Origin of the sequence: Colwellia sp. E2M01 (assembly GCF_018860585.1) — a bacterium.
Taxonomy (GTDB): Bacteria; Pseudomonadota; Gammaproteobacteria; order Enterobacterales; family Alteromonadaceae; genus Colwellia.
The window spans coordinates 1-19,799 of record NZ_JAHKPR010000046.1; the positions used below are offsets into that span (position 1 = coordinate 1).

The window sequence follows — 19,799 nt, forward strand, 5'->3', positions numbered from 1 at the left end:
CTAAACAAATTCGCCTTGTTATTGCACATCGGGCATAGTTCTGAGTTGGGAAGAAATTTAATCAAATTGGTATAAGCATTATCTAAATGTAAAATTAAAAAAGCCTGAGCATGCTCAGGCTTTTTTAATATTAAGTATTGTTGAAAATACTCTGATTAATAATTAAGCCATTAATCTTCATGCTTAACAAAGAAGTCATACACAACTACTTCACCGTAGTTATCTTCATCATCAGTATAATCGCCTTCTTTTTCAGCATTACTTTGTGTGTAGTTACCTACTTTAAAGTAAGACTGATCATAGTTAAGGTCCATTACATGGTTATTTGAACCGTCTTTAACTAAGTATTGTGAGGCATTACCGTTAGCGTAAGCATTTTTAAGGTTACCATCTTCACTGTAGTATACGTAGTGTTTGCCGTCGATGACTTCAAACATTACCTCATGTACAGTGCCTAAAGTGTAATCAGTTTTAACCGTTACATCATCTCTAAGTTTGCCACCATTAAAGCTAAGAAATAAATGTTCATCTTCAAGTCTTAATACTAGGGCATCATCAATTCCAGCTTCTTTATCACCATGAATTTGTGTTGCAACTAGGTGTGATTTAACAATAGGTAGATGAGTAATAGCTTGCTTAGAGTAAACAACGTGAGTACCGTCTGTAGTCCAGTAGATATCTGAGTTACCATCGGCAGTACGTTCACGAAGTTCTGAACGAATGTAACTAGAGTTTGGCGTTGTACCATTAGAGCTTCTTACTGGTGCAAAGAAAACAATGCCTGTTTTATCTTCATTTACGTAGAAATATTCGTTTGTTACACCTTCTAGTTGTTTTTCTTCTTCGCCATCAGGGAAAGTCATTTTCCATTGGTCGAAGTTTTCCATTAAGTCAGACGGCGCATCAGCATTACCTACAGGAGTTGGCGTAGGTGTTGGAGTCGGCGTTGGTGTGGGCGTTGGTGTTGGAGTAGGAGTTACCGTTGGTGTCGGTGTTGGAGTAACTGTACCACTAATAGCGGCGAACTCAGTTACACTGTTCCAAGTGTTTGATGAGTTACCGTAGCCTGTGTAACGTACATATCTTGCATCAAGAGTTTGATTAAAATCAAAACGCTCAAGACCAATACTACCACCAGAGCTTGCAGTTAAGCTAACTGCTTGTACCCAGTTGCTGTTATCAGTACTAACTTCAATTTCAAAATCGCTGCTACGATCAGAGCCTTTGTAAAATGCAATATCAACACCTGACAATTCTTGCTCAGAGCCTAAATCTAAACTTAACCACTGACCGTTACCGTTTGCAGACCAACGTGTATCTAAATCGCTATCAATTGTGTTTTCTGCGCCATTACCATCATCTGTACTTGCTGAAACACTAATTTGAACAGGTGTAGGGGTTGGCGTCGGGGTAGGTGTTGGTGTAACTGTACCTGTTGAATCTAAGGTGAAGTCATCAAAACGACCTTCATCGCCACCGTAGGCACCAAAGATAGTAATTGATGTTGCAGAGCCTGAGTTAAACGATACTGAAACTTGCTCGTAATCTTCACTGTTACCTGTTGTAGAAGTAGTGCTGCCGTTAACGATAACGCCAATTTCACCAGCACCTTCAATATAAGCACTTAATGTGTAATTTGTATTCGCTTCAACACTAACCGTTTGTTCAAACGCACCAGCAGAGCCAGTAATTTTAGCCGCTTTAGAGCCTGAATGCTCATCGCTAGAAATTGCTGATGGATCAGTATCTGACCAACCATCAAAGCTATTTTCAAAACCTGCGTTGTTAATTGATACAGATGCTGCATGAGCAGAGATTGAACTCATTGATAGAGATGCGGCAATAATTGCTGCGGTGTAAGTTAATTTTGTATTCATTGTAATTCCTAATGTATTTGTATTGGTCCTTACAATCTGTTCTATCGACCTTTGTCTGTGCGTTTTTATTATTATTCACAGTGCCGATTTATTTGAACAATAGAGAGTATTGATATACCCACTGCATTGCGGACTTTATTTTTATTTTTGGTATTACCATTTTTACTTGCTTTAGTTGACCAAAACGTTGTTTTTTTATTGGTTATAAATAAGTCCGTATATTTATAATCCTTTTTATATGACATCTGCATGAGTATTACAATGATTTATTACATTAGTTTTACATTTTTTTAATGGAGTTTTAACTCTAATATTTTCGTTTTTTGGATTAAATATTATGTGTAAAATAGTTGTTATATGTTTTTGTTTTTTTTATTATTTTATTTACTATCAATTGCTTGTGTTTTTTTTGTGATTGTTTTTTTTGATATTTTTAAGTGTTAAAAATATCAATAATCCTGTTTTTAATAAATATTTTGGGTTATTATTTTTGGTTATATATATTTTCTTGAATTGGTTTTATATGTCTTTAAATTGGTAGTTCAATTGTGTTATTCGGTATTACAGGGTTAAAAATAAAAAAGATATTTAGTTATTCACTTAATAAAAGTATTTTCAGGCATAAAAAAGGAGCTAAATAGCTCCTTTTGATTCTTACTTGTTAGAAAACTAACACAATACTTTTAAATATTAGCCACCAGATGCCACAGATTCAGCTTCTGATAATGGGTGAGATACTAAACGAATACTATCGAAGAATGCTTCAGTACCATCGACAGGTGCGCCATCGTAACTTAGCTGGAAATCATCTACGCGAATTTCGTCACCAGTACTTGTCTGGTATTGGGCAAAGATAGTTACAGAGGTGTTACTACCAGTATTAAACGAAAGGGTATCTTGTAAGAAATCATCATCTAGTTCATTTGCACCAGCAGAAACTAACTCAGAATATACAGACAGTTTTTCTTGTATGATACTTGCGTCAGCTAAAGGAGTCGTTGAATCTTCAGTAAAGACGCCAAACTCAATATTTGATCCAGTATGTGAGCTTTTTAATAATTGATACATTGACAAAGTGTAATCTGTATTTGGTACAACAGTAACTGTTTGCGCAATATACGGATCATGAGGTGTTCCAGTATCACCGGTATTATAAGTAAATTTTATAGAGCCATTTGTAGACGTAGACGAGTTATCAGAATCTTGTACCTGACCTATTCCCGAGCCTTCAACAACCGTCCAACTTGATTGCTTACTATCGAATCTAGCGTTCTCTATTGTAGCTTCGTTAGCGATAAAATTATCAACCATTGCTGTGATAGTAGCTGAACTCGCATTACCTGAATTAAAAGTTACCGAGCTAAATCCATAACTATCAGAGTCACGCTCAGCCGCATATACTTGCCCATCAACTTCCACAGCTAATTTAGCTGTGCCTTTCATAAAGGCTGATAAAGTGTAATTAGTATTTGCTGTAACAGTCACAGTTTGTTTTACGTCACCTGCGTTACTATCTATTTTTAATGAATTACCGCGAGAGAAAACATCATCAGAGGCTGTAGCTGTTGTAACAATACTCCCACCATTATTTATCCAACCAGTTAAATCACCGCTGTCAAAATCATGGTTAGCAATTTCAACTCTTTGCACATAAATTTTACCTGGTGCAGGTTTAACTGTAGGGCCTACATCGGCAGCAGTTAATGGTTGTAATGCAATAGTATCAGCAGATGTTTCATCAGCACCTGACGTTGTTGACGTTGAGCGGGCTTGCCCATCCATATCAATATTAGGTAAGTCAAAATCGCCGGTATCAACAACAGCTGCAACTAATGATGGGCTAGATGAGCCTGGACGATATAAACCATCACTGCCTTTTTCTAACATAGCATCAACCAAAGAAAAACCAGGAACGGTTGTTGCGCCATCATCAGATAGTGACTGGCCATAAACATAGTTACCGTCATAAGTACCTGATGGCATATTTTCATCGTTAGTACGAATTACCGGACCAATGGCATCAGCAACGATATTGTTTACTAAGTAAACACCTGAAGGTGCTTGATTTTCTCTACCGCCTGCCACGTTTAAACTGTTTACACTATCAACAATAGTGTTGTTAGCAACGAGCACGTTTTCAACATTTTGATAACCGTTTTCAGTGTCGCCTGAGCCATCACCTGTGGTTAATACAATACCGCCGTTCCAGTTTGAGTTTTGGAAACGAGCACCTTCAATGTAGTTGTTAGTTACTGTATGTTCACCATCTACCAAGCGGATACCGCCAGCGAACGGGTTGTCATCACCAAAGATAAAGTTATTGCTAATATCTGCACCTTCACCATGACGTGTTACAATTGAACCGTTACTATCACGTATTGTGTTGTTACGAATAACATTGTTAGCTGACTTATTCGAAATAATCTCAGCTTCACCTTGAATACGTTCAAAGTAGTTATTTTCGACTGTTGTATATGAAGGCGCGGAATGTGTGGTACTTAAACCAAGACGTATTCCCTCATATTCGTTGTCACTTGAGCCAGCATAACCACGACCCCATGCCGGCGCACGGTTACCAAAGTAGTTATGATCTATTAATGAGTATTCAGCAGGGTAGCCGTTGGCATTAAAGTCTTCTTCAGATGTCCAACGACCAAATACCATTAACGCACCGCGAGATTCTTTACCAGAGAAATAACTATGATCGACACGGTTATGGTGGCCTTCAAATTCAACCCATTTAGAACTACCAAAATCGCCACCATCCATATCAATAAGTGATACTTCAGTTATACGACAATAATTACATACTTCTTCTTGTTCGAACTTAATAATAGAGCTACCGGATTGACCATCGCGTAATACAAAGCCTTGTACAATAATGTATTCACCGCCCATTCTGATTGAAGATTCGCCACCAGAAATAACAACACCACTAGCGGTTTGTGCTGCAACGGTAATTGGCGCTTCTTTAGTACCTATACCTTCAATACGTAATTCAAGCGGACCAGTGTAATTACCGTCTTCTAAACATAAAGTATCACCAGCTTCTAAATCATCAGTTGCATCTTCTAATGCTAAAATAGAACTAACAGTTTGTGTACAGCTTATGGTTGGTACAGTATCACCACCCTCTAACATTGTTGTGTCAACAGTTACAGGGCCGGTAATAGTTATAGTGACTTCTGATTCTGTACCATCAATGGATAAAATAGGAATAATATCGACTAAAGGATCTGAACCTTCAGTTAATGCTTGTACAGCAGCATTGTCATTGTCGAGGGTATATTCCCAAGTATGATCACCATCATCTGTGGCAATTGAAAAGGTACCATAAGTTGTTGCTACATTAGTTTGTGATTGAACACCTTCTTCACCAGCATCATCATCATTCATATAAAAATTTTGACTGTAAGTGCCATTTGTCGTGCTTGATAACTCTGCATCTCGGCCAGAGTAGAAGCTAGCGTTAGACTCTGTTGATGTAGAGGCAACACCTGTGATAGTTATTACTATTGTTGAAGGGGTACCATCAGCTGATTCTATTGCTATTGTATCTGTTAAAGTGTCACTTGGATCTGTAAGTGCAATCACTGATGCATTTGCAGTATCTAATGAATAACTCCATCCACCTGTAGCTGTAATTGAAAAAATTCCGTAAGTTGTATCTGCATCAGTTTGAGTAACAAACTCAGCTTCGCCGGCATCAACGTCTGTTACGCTGACATTATTTGATGTTTCTGTTGAAGATGTTGAGATTGAAGCAGTTGATGTACCAGAGATAACCGCTGGTGTGTTGACAGTTGTACCACCGTCGCTATTATTGCCGCCATCGTTACCTTCATTATTATCAGAGCCGTCGCTTCCACAAGCACTAAGCGCTACAGCAAGTGCTAGTGTAATTAGATTGTTTTTCATAATTATATTCCTAATTGTGTAATTATTATTTTTTGTTGTTATTTTGTGCAACACCTTACCGTGTACTAATTACTTATATTTTTTGTAACACAGTAGTGAACTGGGTTTATTGGCATTACCTTTATTTTATTTGGTAATACAAATAAATCCTTTTTAATTAAGGTTTGTTGCAAGGGTGGTTGGTTTATAGGCGAAAACCTAGTCTACCCCAATTAACTTATAAAGTATTTGAGCTAATATTACAACGGGTTACAGTGTTAATTTGGTTTTGCGTTGTTACCAATTGGTAATATTGGTTTGTGTTTTTATGTTTGATTGGTTGTAGTGTTGGTGTGGAGGAGCGCTCTAAGTGCAAACATGTTGTGAATTTAAATTAATAATTTGCTTTAGGAGGCGTTGGTTTCTGTATTTTTGTAGTATTACCTGATGACAGACCCAAAAAAGTTGGTAAAGCTTCTTAGGTAGACAATACGGTTAACAATATGATTGTAAGGAATGTCAAATTCGCTTACTTGTTGTGAGAGTATCGATACAGTTTGCCTCGATATTTGTTACTTATTTATAACGTACAGACTCTTTTTTCTGGATTAAATAAAAATGCCGCTCACCTTAAGTGAGCGGCATTAAACCCGAAGGTTGGTTTTTTACTCGATTAACATTAGGTCGAGTGTTGTAATCTAACACTCTTTCCTTCGTTATGGTCTAGCAGATGCGGTTACTTCGTTAGAGCTACCATTGTACGGGTCTTCTGCTATTGAACTATCAGCAGCGTAGCTTTCAAAGTCATCTGCGAATACTTCAGAACCTGTTGCATCAGAAATTACAATATCATCAACGTAATATGCGCCTGGCTCTACATTACCGTTATCACCTAACTTAAAGATAAAAGTTTGGATAGGAGCGTCGCCTGCATTATTAGTTGGTGTATATGTTTCAGCATCATTATCACCAATTTTTACAGTGATTTCTGTTGCTGTCCATGACAACTCAACAGGAATCCAAGTGTCAGTATCATAGTCAACTTCTGTCATTACTCCATCACGACTTTTTATGCTAGATGAACCAATATTAAGATCAACTATTGCATCACTTGTTGATGTGCTGCTACCAAATAAACCAATATAAGCCGATTTATTTTTGCCAGCTTCAATATAAATTGAGGTTGTTAAAGAACCTTCTGTTAATACATCGCTATCACTTAACTTGTATCTTAATTCACCTGCATCACTTGTTAATGTATCTACAATTTTAGCCGCTTGTAAATTAGCGTCAGCGCCACCAGCTTCAGTAGATTCAACTTCGATAATAACTGCTTCTTCACTATTACTATGGAAGTTTCCTTCAAAATCTGTAACAGATGTTCCCGCTGGAGCAGGATCAAGTGAAGCACCTACAGTGTAATCATTCCAATTAGTAGATAATAACTCTGACGTGCCAGCAGTATCATCATAAAGTGTTATGTCACCAAACAATACTGAAATATCTTGTGTTGATGAATTAGCACCATATTGTAATGAAATATAATCAACAGCTTTGAACCCTGCAGAGTTTATTGTTTGAGTGTAAGTTACCGGATCATTATCACCAATAGTTACTGTAATGTCAGTTGCATCCCATGCAATAGACACGTCATACCAAGTGTCTCGGCTGTAATCAACTTTAGTAAACTCGTCTTCATCACGCATTTGAATTTGAGTTGATTTTACTTCAAGTCGTGCAACAGCTTTAGAGTTACTTACAGAGCCTTCGTATATACCTACGTATGCACCTTCCGTCATTTCACCAGCAGGCATATAGAATGAGGTAGTTATTTTACCGTTTGGTAATGGGTCAGACCAACCATCAATCATATCTGCCAATTTGAGTCTTAATTCACCAGTATCACCAGTAGTATCGCTTATTTGAACAACGTTCATTGTTGAATTACCAGTCTCGCCACCAGTTTCATCCTCTACTTCTGCACCGGTAATTGTTACGGTAAGTGTAACTTCTTCACCATCAGTAGACGTTACTTCTAAAGTGTCAATAAGTTCAGCATCTTCAGCTAAGTCTGTAACTGCTGAAATATCAGCTAAAGTATATGTCCAGAGGCCTGCAGTATCGATAGTAAAGTCACCGTAACCACCTGTGCCTGTAACATCAGTTTGAGCTACGAAAGTATCACCATCAAGATCTGATATAAGTAATGAACCGGCAATAGAATCTTGATCGCTATCTATTGCGCCTTCACTCTCACCAAAAAATGTTGCAGGTACGTTTTCTGCAATGCTAACTTCTTCACTGGTACAGCCTCTAACAATAGCTTCATCTAAACTGTTCCAACCACTAAGAGCGCTGTTACCGTAAGCGGTAATACGTACGTATTGACCTATTGACTCATCAATTTCAACCGTTTCAAATTCGCCGTTTACGCTGCCTTCTTCGGTTGATGTTTCTGCTAATACCTCTGTCCAGTTTTCATTATCTAAAGAAGTTGAAACAGAGTATGCAGTTGTACGTTCGTCAGATTTGTTCCACGATAGTTTTAATGCACTAATTGTAGAAACTTCATCTAACTTAATTGTAAGAGATTCGCCTGCGCGATTTGTGCTGCCTTCTGCAAATTTACCGTCAGCATCAGCTGTAGCGGTTTCAAGAGGAAGTGATTCGGCAGACCAGCGAGTTGCAATATCTCCATCTATGGCATTACTAGAATTGTTAGCATCTTGTTGTGCTGTCGCTATAGCGCCAGAAAAAGATAACTCTGATTTTATTGGACAAAGTACAACAGTACCGTGATCTTCAATAATTTGTTCAACCTTGTCTTTAAGGCTTTGATTGTCTTCATCGCTGCTGCCACATGCGGTTAAGCTTAGCGCTAAAGCAATAGTAATTAGGCTTTTATTCATCATTTTTATATTCCTAGTATTGTAATAGTTCTTTGTACTGTTTGTTTTTTGAATAGACTATCAATATTATTAAAGTTATTTTTCTATCTATTTTGTAACACAAAAAATTGAAAATCATGTGTTTTATATTGCCAAACATCTTTATTGGTATTACCAAGATTCCCCTTGTTGGTAACATCAATTGGTATAGTTATAACAGAACTTACTTTACATTTAAACCTATTTTTTAGTGAGGTTTTAAATGTATCTATACATATTATTGGTTTTAAACTTATCTTAATTAAGCTGTTAAAGTACCTTGTAAGTTGTAATGATTTTGTGTTTTCTTTTTTAAAATATAGGCTTAGATAAGTCACATCTTGTACTGTTTTTGTTGTTGTTAACCAATTTTTTATACCTATTTACCATTGCTCAGTAACACTTTAAGTATTTATAAAGTGTATAAGCAGATTTAAGATTATTTATAAAGTATTTAAAAGAGTTAATAAGCATGTTAGTGCTCGGGTGGTAATTGCTTATTATGCTGTACGTTATATTTTTATTAATTAAAGATAATATTTGGTAAGAAACACTTGAGGGTATGAATATCTTAAACCGAGTTATGTTAACTATCGCTGTTGATATTTAAATGAAGTTTACCGTTGTGCATCTATAAAGAAGTTTTGCTATGTTGGTGCAATAATATGGTGCTAAATTTATTAAGGCATACTTCGGGTTTTATGTAAGTGATTGATTTTTATTATTTTAATAAAGTTGGTGTGGATTTTGTACTAATACTCGTCAATTGATTAAAAATAACTACTTAGGTTGGCGACATGATTAGCCTTGAAAACACAGCAACAATGCAAATGATTGATACAATAAAAGCACCATCGGTGAATAGTCACATTACCGTATTGCTAATTGAAGAAGTGCCGCAATCGACTTCCATGTTAAAAAAAGCATTGTCAGATTTTGGTTACCAGGTAACAAAACATGCTTCTTTTCACGATAATATTATTGAACAAATAGATATATTTAACCCAACTGTTTTGGTTATAGCCACAGATTTACCTAGTGGTGCAATGTTAAAGGAACTTGCAGAAATAAATAAGTTGCTACCTTTACCTATTATTATCTTTGCTGAATATGACTCTCCTACCGTGATTGAAAACGCAATCAAGTCGGGCGTTAGTGCTTACGTAGTTAATGAAATCTTGCCGCAACGATTACAAAGTATAATTTCAGTAGCTAATGAGCGATTTAAAGCTGTTCAGTCTTTACGAAACGAACTTAAAGCAACCAAAACTCAGCTTGAAAGTAGAAAATATATTGAACGAGCAAAGGGATTAATTATGGAGCAAAAGCATATTACTGAAAATGAAGCGTATAAAAACCTTAGGAAAATGGCAATGGATCAAGGTTGCTCTTTGGCGATAGTTGCAAAAAATATCATCGACGTATGTCAGTTACTATCAGACACTAAAACGAGTTATTAACCGCAGAGCTGTTTAAGTTTAAACGTTAGTATTACGCTTAATAGCACTAAAATTAAGGCTTGCCTTACGGTCTTTTAAACGGTAAGCCACTAAATCTACGAATAAATTCGAATAATCCTAATTTCAACACTTTGCTCAACTAACTCTTAGCGCGCTTAGGTTTCATCCTCACCTTCATCTTTAAAACTAGAAAACTATTAATGCTCAGCAAGTTTGATGAAAACTGTCTGTTGTTCTAATACCGCCACTTTGTTTATGTTCATCAATAAAAAACGTTCTTTAATACCATCCTTATTAACAATGCAAAACACGCCTATTACATTAGTAAAGCCAAGAAAAGTAGGTGTTTTTTTAAAAGTAGTGTTTATCTTCATATACAATACTTGTGGCAAGTAATAAACCTTTAGTAATGACAATTATTTACGGTATGATGACATTAATTATTAAACCATGGATGACGTTGTTGTATGATTCTAAAAGATAAAACACTTCAAAATACTGTTTCACCAACAGCTAAAGCAGGGCAAAAACAAGAGCAAGATGTTGCCTTTTTCTTGAGGCGTGCTTTCAAAGACCACAAAGAAGTGTATGTCATTAATGATTTCAAGTTTACTCATAACGATGAAACGGCTCAGATAGACCATTTAATTGTTTATACATTCGGTTTTATATTAATTGAATCCAAAAGTATCACAGGCGAAGTAAAGGTTAATGGCCTGGGTGAGTGGACTAGAAGCTATAACAATAACTGGTCGGGCATGGCATCACCAATTAAACAGGTTGAATTGCAACAAAAACTACTTAAAGAATTACTTCATGAGAATAGAGAGATTATTTTAAGTAAATTATTAGGTCTTAAGCAGCAGTCATTTCGATTTAGATGTTGGGATAACCTTTGTGCCGTTTCAAGTAATGCAGTTGTTGACCGAGACTCCATGCCTAAAGGAGTGTCGAAGCAACTAGTTAAGACTGAATTCCTTGTTGAAACAATTGAAAAGGTAATGAACCTTAAGACCAATATATTTAAAGTACTATCAATTGATACTCGGCCTGATTTTAGTGAAGAAGAATTAAAATCTATAACATCGTTTTTGATGAATCAATTAAATGACGACAACGCTAGCGCAATTGAAAGCAAGGATAAGAAAATAGTTAATAAAGAAGAGCTAGTTGATAAACCTAAACTAGTTACCGATTCTTTACTGCAATGTAAATCGTGCGGCGAAAAGTCTGATTACACTGCTCAATATGGTCGTTATGGTTATTTCATTAAATGTAATAAGTGTGAAACGAATACAACAATGAAAATGCCTTGTGTTAGTTGTGGCAGCAAAAACACTAAAGTATCTAAAAAGAAAGAGACTTATACGCTTAACTGTGGTGATTGCGAGCTAAGTGCAACACTAATATAGCAACAGTCGCTTTATTGTCTATCACTCGATTAGTGTATGTAGTTATAACATTTCTTTTTATTTGAAGGTATGAGTCAGTGCTGATAATTGCTGTGTTTGGCTAATACTGGCATCAATTTAGGTAATCAACAATAGTTCGATAGTCGAACTTTGTAAGTGGGTGGTTTCATGTTGCGCCTTATTGAATCAATAACAAAAGGCACGCGTCAATGTCGATAGAATGGTTTGAGCAACCGATTAGGTTGATGACGTTAAATTAGAGGCGATAAAAAAGCACCATTTACTTATTAAAGAAAAGTGGTGCTTTGTTTAATAGTGAACGGTTAGGTTACTATTTTTTGAATGTACGAGATGCTAGACCCATAAGGCCTAATGCGAAGATGGCTAAAGTAGATGGCTCTGGGACTTCCGTCGTATTTATATCCAAAACTACACGCGTGTTAGAGTCAAACTCCAAACCGGCCCAGTCAATAGCGATTGCATTAGTAGTAAAGTCTATGTTTGTCATAGTAAAACCACTCATATTGGTTGCACTATTAAGTGATATATTTGATAGTAATGAGTCTATATTAAAAAGCTCAATTCCGTTCTGTATGTTCATCCCATTTGTAGTGCTTGAAGATGAACCATGACTCCACGAGGTAGTTCCTGCAATGAAGTAATCAAAGGATATCTGTGTATCGTTTGCACTGATTGTAAAATAACTTCCAAAATCATCTGTTGTACTCCCTGCCACAAATGAACCAGGGCTTCCTAAGTAAGTGTATGCAGAACCGTTGTAATAATATTGCCAATCTATAGTGTCGCCGATCAATCCAGCATTGGCAAAACTACTTGCAGATAAAACTAAACCAGCAAAAGCTGCTTTTAACATTTTTATATTCATATTGAATTCCTTTGTACTACATTCTCACTCAAAGAAAGAATAGTATTTAGTTATAATTGTAAATTTCATAAAGCAAAAAATGAGCCAGAAAATTATATTGTAATATTTTAAGTTACTTAGGTTGTGGCGATAAAAACATATATTGGAAAGTGTAAATTAATTGGACACTCATATAATAATAAGTTGTTAATATTGTTTCATTAACTTAACAAATTCATTCACTACCACGACCTCAAACATTCCTGTATAATTCCGCACATTAAATAACTGCCTTACTAATTACTCCAAGTAAATGATAAAGCAGTTAAACCACACATTATGAAGCTTTAATTAGCCTGAACTAACTTAAAGTAGTAGAGCGCATTATGAACGTAGAGCAATACAATCCTAACGATAAGCCACAAACATCTAAAACAAGCCCCAAAAGTGCTAACTCAAACGAGAGTCAAACAACGACGTTAGACATTCCATCTAAAATGATTGCAGAGCAACATAGCGAAGTTGTTAAAGCGACTAATGAAAAAAATCACGCTGCAAAGGTAGGCTTTGTAAGTCTGGGGTGTCCGAAGAATTTAGTTGATTCTGAGCGTATTTTAACGCAACTTCGCACTGAAGGTTACGATGTTACTAACAGTTATGACGATGCCGAGCTTGTTATTGTGAATACCTGTGGCTTTATTGACTCAGCAGTGCAAGAGTCTTTAGATACTATCGGTGAAGCACTTGCAGCGAATGGTAAAGTATTGGTAACAGGTTGTTTGGGTGTTAAAAAAGATGAAATTGTTGAGCTTCATCCCAATGTTTTAGGAGTAACCGGCCCGCATGCTTATGATGAAGTATTAACACAAGTACATAAACATGTAGCTAAACCCGTGCATAATCCGTTTATTGATTTAGTGCCAGCGCAAGGAGTTAAATTAACCCCTAAGCATTATGCTTATCTAAAAATATCTGAAGGTTGTAATCACCGTTGTACCTTTTGTATTATTCCGTCAATGCGCGGTGATTTAGACTCTCGTCCTGTTGGCGATGTATTAGGTGAAGCACAACGTTTAGTAAAAGCGGGTGTTAAAGAGTTATTAGTTATTTCGCAAGATACTTCAGCTTATGGTGTTGATGTAAAACACAAAACCGATTTTTGGGAAGGTATGCCTGTTAAAACTCACATGCAACAATTGTGTGAAGAGTTAGCAAAGCAGGGCGTTTGGATCCGTTTACATTACGTTTATCCTTACCCACACGTGGATAAGATCATTCCGTTAATGGCTGAAGGAAAAATTCTTCCTTACCTAGATATTCCATTTCAACATGCCAATAAACGTATTCTTAAATTAATGAAACGTCCAGGTAGTTCAGACCGCGTGTTAGAGCGTATCAAAAAATGGCGTGAAATTTGTCCTGAATTAGTTATTCGTTCAACCTTTATTGTTGGTTTCCCGGGTGAAACGGAAGAAGAGTTTGAAGAGTTATTAGACTTTTTAGAAGAAGCACAATTAGACCGAGTAGGTTGTTTTAAGTATTCACCTGTTGAAGGTGCTACCGCTAATGACTTACCTGATCACGTTTCTCCTGAAGTTATGGAAGAACGCTTACAACGTTTTATGGCTGTGCAAGCTAAAATTAGCTCAGATAAATTACAAGCGCGTATAGGTCAAGAATACTTAATTTTGGTTGATGAAATAAATGATCTTGGTATTGTGGGTCGTTCATACATGGACGCGCCAGAAGTTGATGGTAAAGTGTATTTGTCAGATGATTTTGATGCTAAACCTGGCGATCAAATTTGGGTGCAAATTATTCATGCCGATGAGCATGATGTTTGGGGTGTGAGAGTAGACGATTAATCTAGTTTATTCACCCCCTATATTTAGTTCTTGAATAAGTGTATTTTATTAGGGTTTTTATTAAGGTTTTCATGAAGGATAATGAACAATATTCAGTAGCTTTTAATTTATATTTAACTTAGCGTAATTGACTAGGTGGGTAGTGGAATTAAAAGCCGCCTGATGTCGTTATGGCATAATAAATTAAAAAAAACTAAGTCACGAAGCAAAAAAATAGGCATAAATAACAAGGAATTGGTAAGGCTAGTATATGAACGTTATCGAATTTATTAGAGAGAAAAAAAGAAACTTACAACACCAAAATGTGCAGTTTATTGCTAAATTAGAGCCTAAGTTTAAGAACTTATCTGATTTGTTCAATAACAAAATCACCATGCCTTTTAAGAACACCCTTAATAACCCTTGGTTCTCTCAATTCAATCCTCTTGATACCGAAGAGCATAAGAGTGAAGAGTTATTAATTCAAATACCTGAAGCAGAAAAAACATATAAAAATTTACTTGATAAGTTAGATACGGTTACTTTTATTGGTGAATGGCACTGCGTAGAGCAAGAGTGTATAGATCAGTTTGCTGAAGTTACCGGAGATAAACAATGGATCCACACAGATCCTATCCGTGCAGCACAAGAGTCTCCTTTTAAATCTACCATTGCTCATGGTTTTCTAACGTTATCATTAATTCCTAAGCTAACAAATACCGTTGATTTAGACAGTAACCCTTATCCTGAAGCTAAAATGGTGATTAACTTTGGCTTGAATCAGGTACGATTCCCTTATCCTGTTAAGGCGGGTACTCGTGTTAGAGCTAGTATTAAACTGGTTAAACTTGAGCCAATGAAGCGTAGTATTGAATTAGTGAATGAAGTCAGTATTGAAGTTGAAAATAGTAAACGATTAGCTTGTGTGGCTGAAACGGTATTACGCCTATATTTTTAATGTAGCTATCTAACTTCCCTCATTCAATAACTGATAAAAGTTATTGAATTAAGGAAAACTAAAACGTAATGAGCCTTTCATTCTAATTAAATTAAATGTTACTGATTTAACCATAAGGCAAGTTTAGTTATAACGCTGCTTGGTTCAATAGGTTTTGATAAATAATCATTCATGCCAGCTTCAATACATTTCTCTTTATCGCCTTGCATAGCATTTGCTGTCATGGCGATAATAGGAATAGCTATATTTTCTGCTCCTGCTTCGCCAGCTCTAATTCTCTTGGTAGCTTCGTAACCATCCATTTCTGGCATTTGGCAATCCATAATTACGACAGTATAAGGTTTAACGAAGCTTGCTTCTTTTATACTTTTTAAAGCCTCAATACCATTAGCAGCAATATCAGCTGTTAGCCCCATATTTTTTAATACACTCAGCGCTACCATTTGATTTACTCTATTGTCTTCAACAAGTAATACGCGTGTATCTTCTGGCCATTGGGGAAGGGTATCTGTTCCTGCAATGAGTGACTTAGTAAAATGCTTAGTAATTAACGGAGACGCTTGTTTTAACGCTTCCCCATCTTCTGTGATAACAGCTAAGGCATTAAATAAGTCTGTGGTAGTTGTCGGCTTTGAAAAATAAGCGCTAAAGCCTATATCCGCAAAGTGTTTTGCATCACCACGTTCTGCCATTGATGTCATCATTACTAATTTCATATTGTCAAAAGCAGTATTTTCTCTAATTTTTTGGGCTAACGTTTCACCTGTCATTTCAGGCATTTGCATATCTAATAAAGCAATATCAAACTTAATTGAACTTGAAGTGGAGAAATGTTCATTACAAAGAGCTAAGCCTTGTTCACCGCTTTCAGCTTCCGTTACTGTTATACCCCAACATTCTAATTGGCCACGTAATACTTCACGATTGGTTTTATTATCATCAACAATTAAAACATGTAACTTTGAACTGTCTATTTCAGGAATAACTAAGGTTGATAATTTACTTTTTTCAACAATTAAGTTTACTTCAAAGCAGCTACCTTCACCTAGCGTACTCGTCACGGTGATATCGCCATTGAGTAAGTTACATAACTTTTTAGTAATACTTAAACCTAAACCTGTACCACCGTATTTTCTGGTTGTTGAGGCATCAACCTGACTAAATGCTCCAAACAAGTGAGGGATTTTTTCAGCCGGTATACCTATGCCTGTATCTTGAATTTTACAGGTAAAAATAAAAGTATTATCTTTACTCGAAGGCTCTAATTTAGCTTGGATAAGTATTTCACCTTCATCAGTAAACTTAATGGCATTACTTAATATATTGGTGAGTATTTGTCGTATTCTGCCTGGATCTGACTTAATTAAAGACTGTTTTACTTCGGTAGAATCAATAATTATTTCAATGTTTTTATCTTGTGCTGATAATGCGATAGATTCAGCAAAGTCACCGAGTAAATCACGTAAATTAAAATCAATATATTCGAGTTCAAGCTTACCGGCTTCTACTTTAGAAAAATCAAGAATGTCATTAATTAAGGTTAATAATGAATTAGCGCTTGAATTGGCAACATTGACTCTATGGGCTTGCTCCGTTGTTAAATCACTATTTTTTAATAGTCCTAGCATCCCGAGAACACCATTCATTGGGGTTCTTATCTCATGACTCATATTGGCCAAAAATTCAGACTTCATTTTGGCTGCTTCTTCTGATTTTTTGAGGGCAATGATGCGTTCTTGATAAGAAACAGATATATTTCGGCTGATAACGATAAGTAATGTAACCACAAATAAACTTAATATCAGCGCTATTGTCGCCGTTAGGTAAGACTCTTGTTGTTTACCTACTAAAATATCGGCTAATGTTTGTTGGACTTTGTCGCTTAACGACTTTTCTACAGTATATATAATTAATGACTTTTGCTTAATTAGCTCAAGCATATAGTTAGGATCGAACTCCCAAAGGCTATTATTTAAATACTCTATTGCTTTGTTAGCTTTGGTATCATCAATGGCAATTATGTTGTCTATTTGCGATGCTGATTTACCTGACTTTCTCAATGTTTCAATTTGCAGTAATTTAGTTTTATATTCTTGAATAACGGAGCGAAAATTATTGAGGTGGTATATTGCTTTGTCGTTATATTGATTAAGCACAGCTAAGCGAGAAATCACTTGGTTAACTTCACCATATAGCGTTAAAAACTCAACTTGATATTGATTACTCTCACGTAATACGGCATTTTTAAACTGGTGTATTAATCCATTATAACCAACATATACACTCAATTGAGCAACCAGTAATTCAGTTTCTCGCTCAGCTAATGCGGTTTGCCTTTGTGCTACTTTATTGAAAACATCATCATTTAATTGTTCTAATACTTCAGCTTTATCATTTTCAGAAAGTGTTGATTTAAAAATATTCCAATAAATGTTTTCTTGGTTATTTTGATTTCTAATTTTTTTCTTAAAGCTACGAATGTCAATTTTATTAGTATTTAAAGCTTCATAAGAGACTGTCGCATTTAAAATTAAATGAGAAATATTATTTAATGTTTTAAGTTTTAATATGGTTAAATAATTTGAATGTCTTTTTTCTATTTCACTGTTAGTTATCTGTTCAGAGAAACTATATAAGCGAGTGATTATTTCATTATTTACTTCAATAAAATAATCGATTAAATAAGGGAGCTTGATCGGGTGTGTATCTACTTGATGTCTAATTAATTTTAGTTTGTTTTTAAATTGCGTTAAATAGTTTACATCGAATCTGCCAACATCTATTTTATATTGCTCAATACGTTGTTGTAGTAACTCAATCATCTTGTTAATGCGATTGCGTTTTTCTATAAGTGATTGCTTGTTATGGTTAATAGGATTAATAATATAATCAGTAGTTAGAACTAACTCTTCGTTATAGGCATCAACAAAGTCTCCTAGTAACACATCAAAATTAATGATTTGTTGAGCTAACTCAAGGTCATTAATTTGATTTTGTTTTTGATTAACAATACTCAACATTAAAGAAATACTAATAATAAGTGGCAAACCAGCGGAGACTAACAGTTTATTGCGGATATTGGATTTACTATAGTTGTCAATAGATACTTTTCTTTTAAAAAGAAAATAAGCAATAGGGGATAATGAAAAACTTATTAAAAATGAATTTAAAAGCACAACATTGATATTAGGGAAAATAGTTTGTAGCCAAGGCATAATAGCTGTGATCATGTATTGAACAAACGCGATTGAAATAACGATAAATAATATCGTTAATAAGCTTATCTTTGATTTTAGAGATTCTTCTGTTTTAGATGACAACAAATTTAATACCGTAATTTATAATGAATTAATCTTTATGCTTATATTATAGAGTAAAATGTAACATTATCAGGCTCATTGTCGACTTTAAATGCTTAATTAATCAAATAACTAATCAAATAATTAAGAGATTTATTGTTAATTAATATTTCGAGATTACTTTTACAGCAACTTAGCTTTCTTTGCATTAAGAGCTGACAAAATAGAAAATATGACGTCTAGCTGCTTACACGAATATACGATAACGCCTTTTTACTCTGAAAGAACAACAGATCCTAGTTATCTGATTGTTTCTTAAGTGATAATTTAGGCGCTCGTAATTTAGCTGGTAGGAAGCGTTGTTAGATTATTGATATAAGTTAAATATATATACCCGTTCCACTTGAAGATGCTCGTTTCAGGAAGCCTGAGCGATTCATAACCAAGGCACCTTTTTTTATCAAGGGTTGTTCCCTTAAAAAGAAATGTAACGCAGGGTATGATTTGCTCAGTCTTCCCCAAGGGCTGGTTTAGAAACGCTTTATGCCGCGTTATTGATTTTGAGAATGAACAACCATTCTCTACAATCAATGCCTTACCTAAAGGCGTTTCTAATTCCAGCTGAATCCTGCATCTTCAAGTGGAGCGGGTATAGGTGTTTTAATAAAAATTTATCACCCCATTGGTAGAGCAGTAATGGTATTGTAGTAACTTTCTTCGAGCTCTTCATTAATGCAAACTAATAAGTATTTTTTCATTTCTGCTGCGCTGATATCATCTTCAACAGCATTATCTTTACAGTATTCTAAAAATTCCATTAATGTTTCTGTCGAAGCATTTTGCAATTCAGGCTCACCTTCATCACAGTATGCAACGTTGCTAGTTAGCGCTAAAAAAGCTAAAGATAAAATTATTTTTTTCATTGATGTTCCTATTTATACACGACTACTTGAAATACTCGTTTAAACTTCCTCAACGGTTGCTTATATTTCAGTAGAAAAGTTAATTTACGTAATATTAAATATCCCAATAATCACTTAACGAGTTAAGTTGCCTATCAAGGTATATTTTTTCATTTAGTGCATATAACCTCTCTCGTACGAGGTATCTGCGTTTTGCTAGTTTTCTCATTGCCTTTTTACTGTTCGACTCTTCTGCTACTTCAGAAGCAGCAACTTCATCATCGTCATTAAAATCATCATCCATAGTTATACCAATCTGATTAAATTTCTTCTCAACTCAGAGCTATGTTCGATGTGC

At 35.4% G+C, this 19,799-nt stretch carries 12 protein-coding genes; 4 read left to right on the forward strand and 8 right to left on the reverse strand.

Features of this window, described 5'->3' with window-relative positions; translation table 11 throughout:
* Positions 1 to 170: 170 nt before the first annotated feature.
* The 3 genes from KO502_RS10095 to KO502_RS10105 all read right to left on the reverse strand — a co-directional run bounded on the left by KO502_RS10095 (position 171) and on the right by KO502_RS10105 (position 8,686).
* Entirely contained in the window at positions 171 to 1,877 is a 1,707-nt protein-coding gene (locus KO502_RS10095) for a polysaccharide lyase family 7 protein (protein ID WP_289846783.1), read from the reverse strand.
* Positions 1,878 to 2,567: 690 nt separating this feature from the next.
* Positions 2,568 to 5,795, reverse strand: a complete 3,228-nt coding sequence (locus tag KO502_RS10100; RefSeq protein ID WP_216022458.1) for a chondroitinase-B domain-containing protein — start codon at positions 5,793 to 5,795, stop codon at positions 2,568 to 2,570.
* Positions 5,796 to 6,490: 695 nt separating this feature from the next.
* A complete protein-coding gene (locus KO502_RS10105; RefSeq protein ID WP_216022459.1) occupies positions 6,491 to 8,686 on the reverse strand; it encodes a VCBS domain-containing protein in 2,196 nt (731 codons plus the stop codon).
* Positions 8,687 to 9,498: 812 nt separating this feature from the next.
* Between KO502_RS10105 and KO502_RS10110 the strand changes: the two genes are divergently transcribed.
* The gene (locus KO502_RS10110) at positions 9,499 to 10,161 is read left to right on the forward strand and encodes an ANTAR domain-containing protein (RefSeq protein WP_216022460.1); all 663 of its coding nucleotides are present in this window, start codon (positions 9,499 to 9,501) and stop codon (positions 10,159 to 10,161) included.
* 197 nt (positions 10,162 to 10,358) lie between these two features.
* Here KO502_RS10110 and KO502_RS10115 read toward each other — a convergent pair whose 3' ends face one another.
* Positions 10,359 to 10,535, reverse strand: a complete 177-nt coding sequence (locus KO502_RS10115) for a hypothetical protein (protein WP_216022461.1) — start codon at positions 10,533 to 10,535, stop codon at positions 10,359 to 10,361.
* Positions 10,536 to 10,628: 93 nt separating this feature from the next.
* Between KO502_RS10115 and KO502_RS10120 the strand changes: the two genes are divergently transcribed.
* Positions 10,629 to 11,573, forward strand: a complete 945-nt coding sequence (locus tag KO502_RS10120) for a nuclease-related domain-containing protein (protein WP_216022462.1) — start codon at positions 10,629 to 10,631, stop codon at positions 11,571 to 11,573.
* Positions 11,574 to 11,904: 331 nt separating this feature from the next.
* Here the strand turns inward: KO502_RS10120 and KO502_RS17115 are convergent, their stop codons facing one another.
* The gene (locus KO502_RS17115; protein WP_252730710.1) at positions 11,905 to 12,459 is read right to left on the reverse strand and encodes a PEP-CTERM sorting domain-containing protein; all 555 of its coding nucleotides are present in this window, start codon (positions 12,457 to 12,459) and stop codon (positions 11,905 to 11,907) included.
* 476 nt (positions 12,460 to 12,935) lie between these two features.
* On the opposite strand from KO502_RS17115, the gene rimO reads away from it, so the two are divergent.
* Both rimO and KO502_RS10135 read left to right on the forward strand, forming a co-directional pair.
* The gene (rimO, locus tag KO502_RS10130) at positions 12,936 to 14,303 is read left to right on the forward strand and encodes a 30S ribosomal protein S12 methylthiotransferase RimO (protein ID WP_216022468.1); all 1,368 of its coding nucleotides are present in this window, start codon (positions 12,936 to 12,938) and stop codon (positions 14,301 to 14,303) included.
* Positions 14,304 to 14,553: 250 nt separating this feature from the next.
* Positions 14,554 to 15,240, forward strand: coding sequence for a MaoC family dehydratase (locus KO502_RS10135; RefSeq protein ID WP_216022463.1), 687 nt, complete (start codon positions 14,554 to 14,556; stop codon positions 15,238 to 15,240).
* Positions 15,241 to 15,338: 98 nt separating this feature from the next.
* Here the strand turns inward: KO502_RS10135 and KO502_RS10140 are convergent, their stop codons facing one another.
* The 3 genes from KO502_RS10140 to KO502_RS10150 form a co-directional block, all read right to left on the reverse strand.
* Complete coding sequence (locus KO502_RS10140) at positions 15,339 to 18,560, reverse strand: response regulator (protein ID WP_216022464.1); 3,222 nt, start codon at positions 18,558 to 18,560, stop codon at positions 15,339 to 15,341.
* Between the two features lie 653 nt (positions 18,561 to 19,213).
* Positions 19,214 to 19,462 carry a hypothetical protein gene (locus tag KO502_RS10145; RefSeq protein WP_216022465.1) on the reverse strand — a complete coding sequence of 83 codons (249 nt, stop codon included), beginning with the start codon at positions 19,460 to 19,462 and terminating at the stop codon, positions 19,214 to 19,216.
* Between the two features lie 94 nt (positions 19,463 to 19,556).
* Positions 19,557 to 19,745: a hypothetical protein gene (locus KO502_RS10150; protein ID WP_216022466.1), complete on the reverse strand. Its 189-nt coding sequence runs from the start codon at positions 19,743 to 19,745 to the stop codon at positions 19,557 to 19,559.
* Positions 19,746 to 19,799: the final 54 nt, after the last annotated feature.

Bases quoted from the DNA above. Each gene is read 5' to 3' on its own strand.
- KO502_RS10100 (WP_216022458.1), bottom strand. From the start codon at position 5,795: ATGAAAAACAATCTAATTACACTAGCACTTGCTGTAGCGCTTAGTGCT.
- rimO (WP_216022468.1), top strand. From the start codon at position 12,936: ATGATTGCAGAGCAACATAGCGAAGTTGTTAAAGCGACTAATGAAAAA.
- KO502_RS10120 (WP_216022462.1), top strand. From the start codon at position 10,629: ATGATTCTAAAAGATAAAACACTTCAAAATACTGTTTCACCAACAGCT.
- KO502_RS10105 (WP_216022459.1), bottom strand. From the start codon at position 8,686: ATGATGAATAAAAGCCTAATTACTATTGCTTTAGCGCTAAGCTTAACC.
- KO502_RS10115 (WP_216022461.1), bottom strand. From the start codon at position 10,535: ATGAAGATAAACACTACTTTTAAAAAAACACCTACTTTTCTTGGCTTT.
- KO502_RS10095 (WP_289846783.1), bottom strand. From the start codon at position 1,877: ATGAATACAAAATTAACTTACACCGCAGCAATTATTGCCGCATCTCTA.
- KO502_RS10110 (WP_216022460.1), top strand. From the start codon at position 9,499: ATGATTAGCCTTGAAAACACAGCAACAATGCAAATGATTGATACAATA.
- KO502_RS10135 (WP_216022463.1), top strand. From the start codon at position 14,554: ATGAACGTTATCGAATTTATTAGAGAGAAAAAAAGAAACTTACAACAC.
- KO502_RS10145 (WP_216022465.1), bottom strand. From the start codon at position 19,462: ATGAAAAAAATAATTTTATCTTTAGCTTTTTTAGCGCTAACTAGCAAC.
- KO502_RS17115 (WP_252730710.1), bottom strand. From the start codon at position 12,459: ATGAATATAAAAATGTTAAAAGCAGCTTTTGCTGGTTTAGTTTTATCT.
- KO502_RS10150 (WP_216022466.1), bottom strand. From the start codon at position 19,745: ATGGATGATGATTTTAATGACGATGATGAAGTTGCTGCTTCTGAAGTA.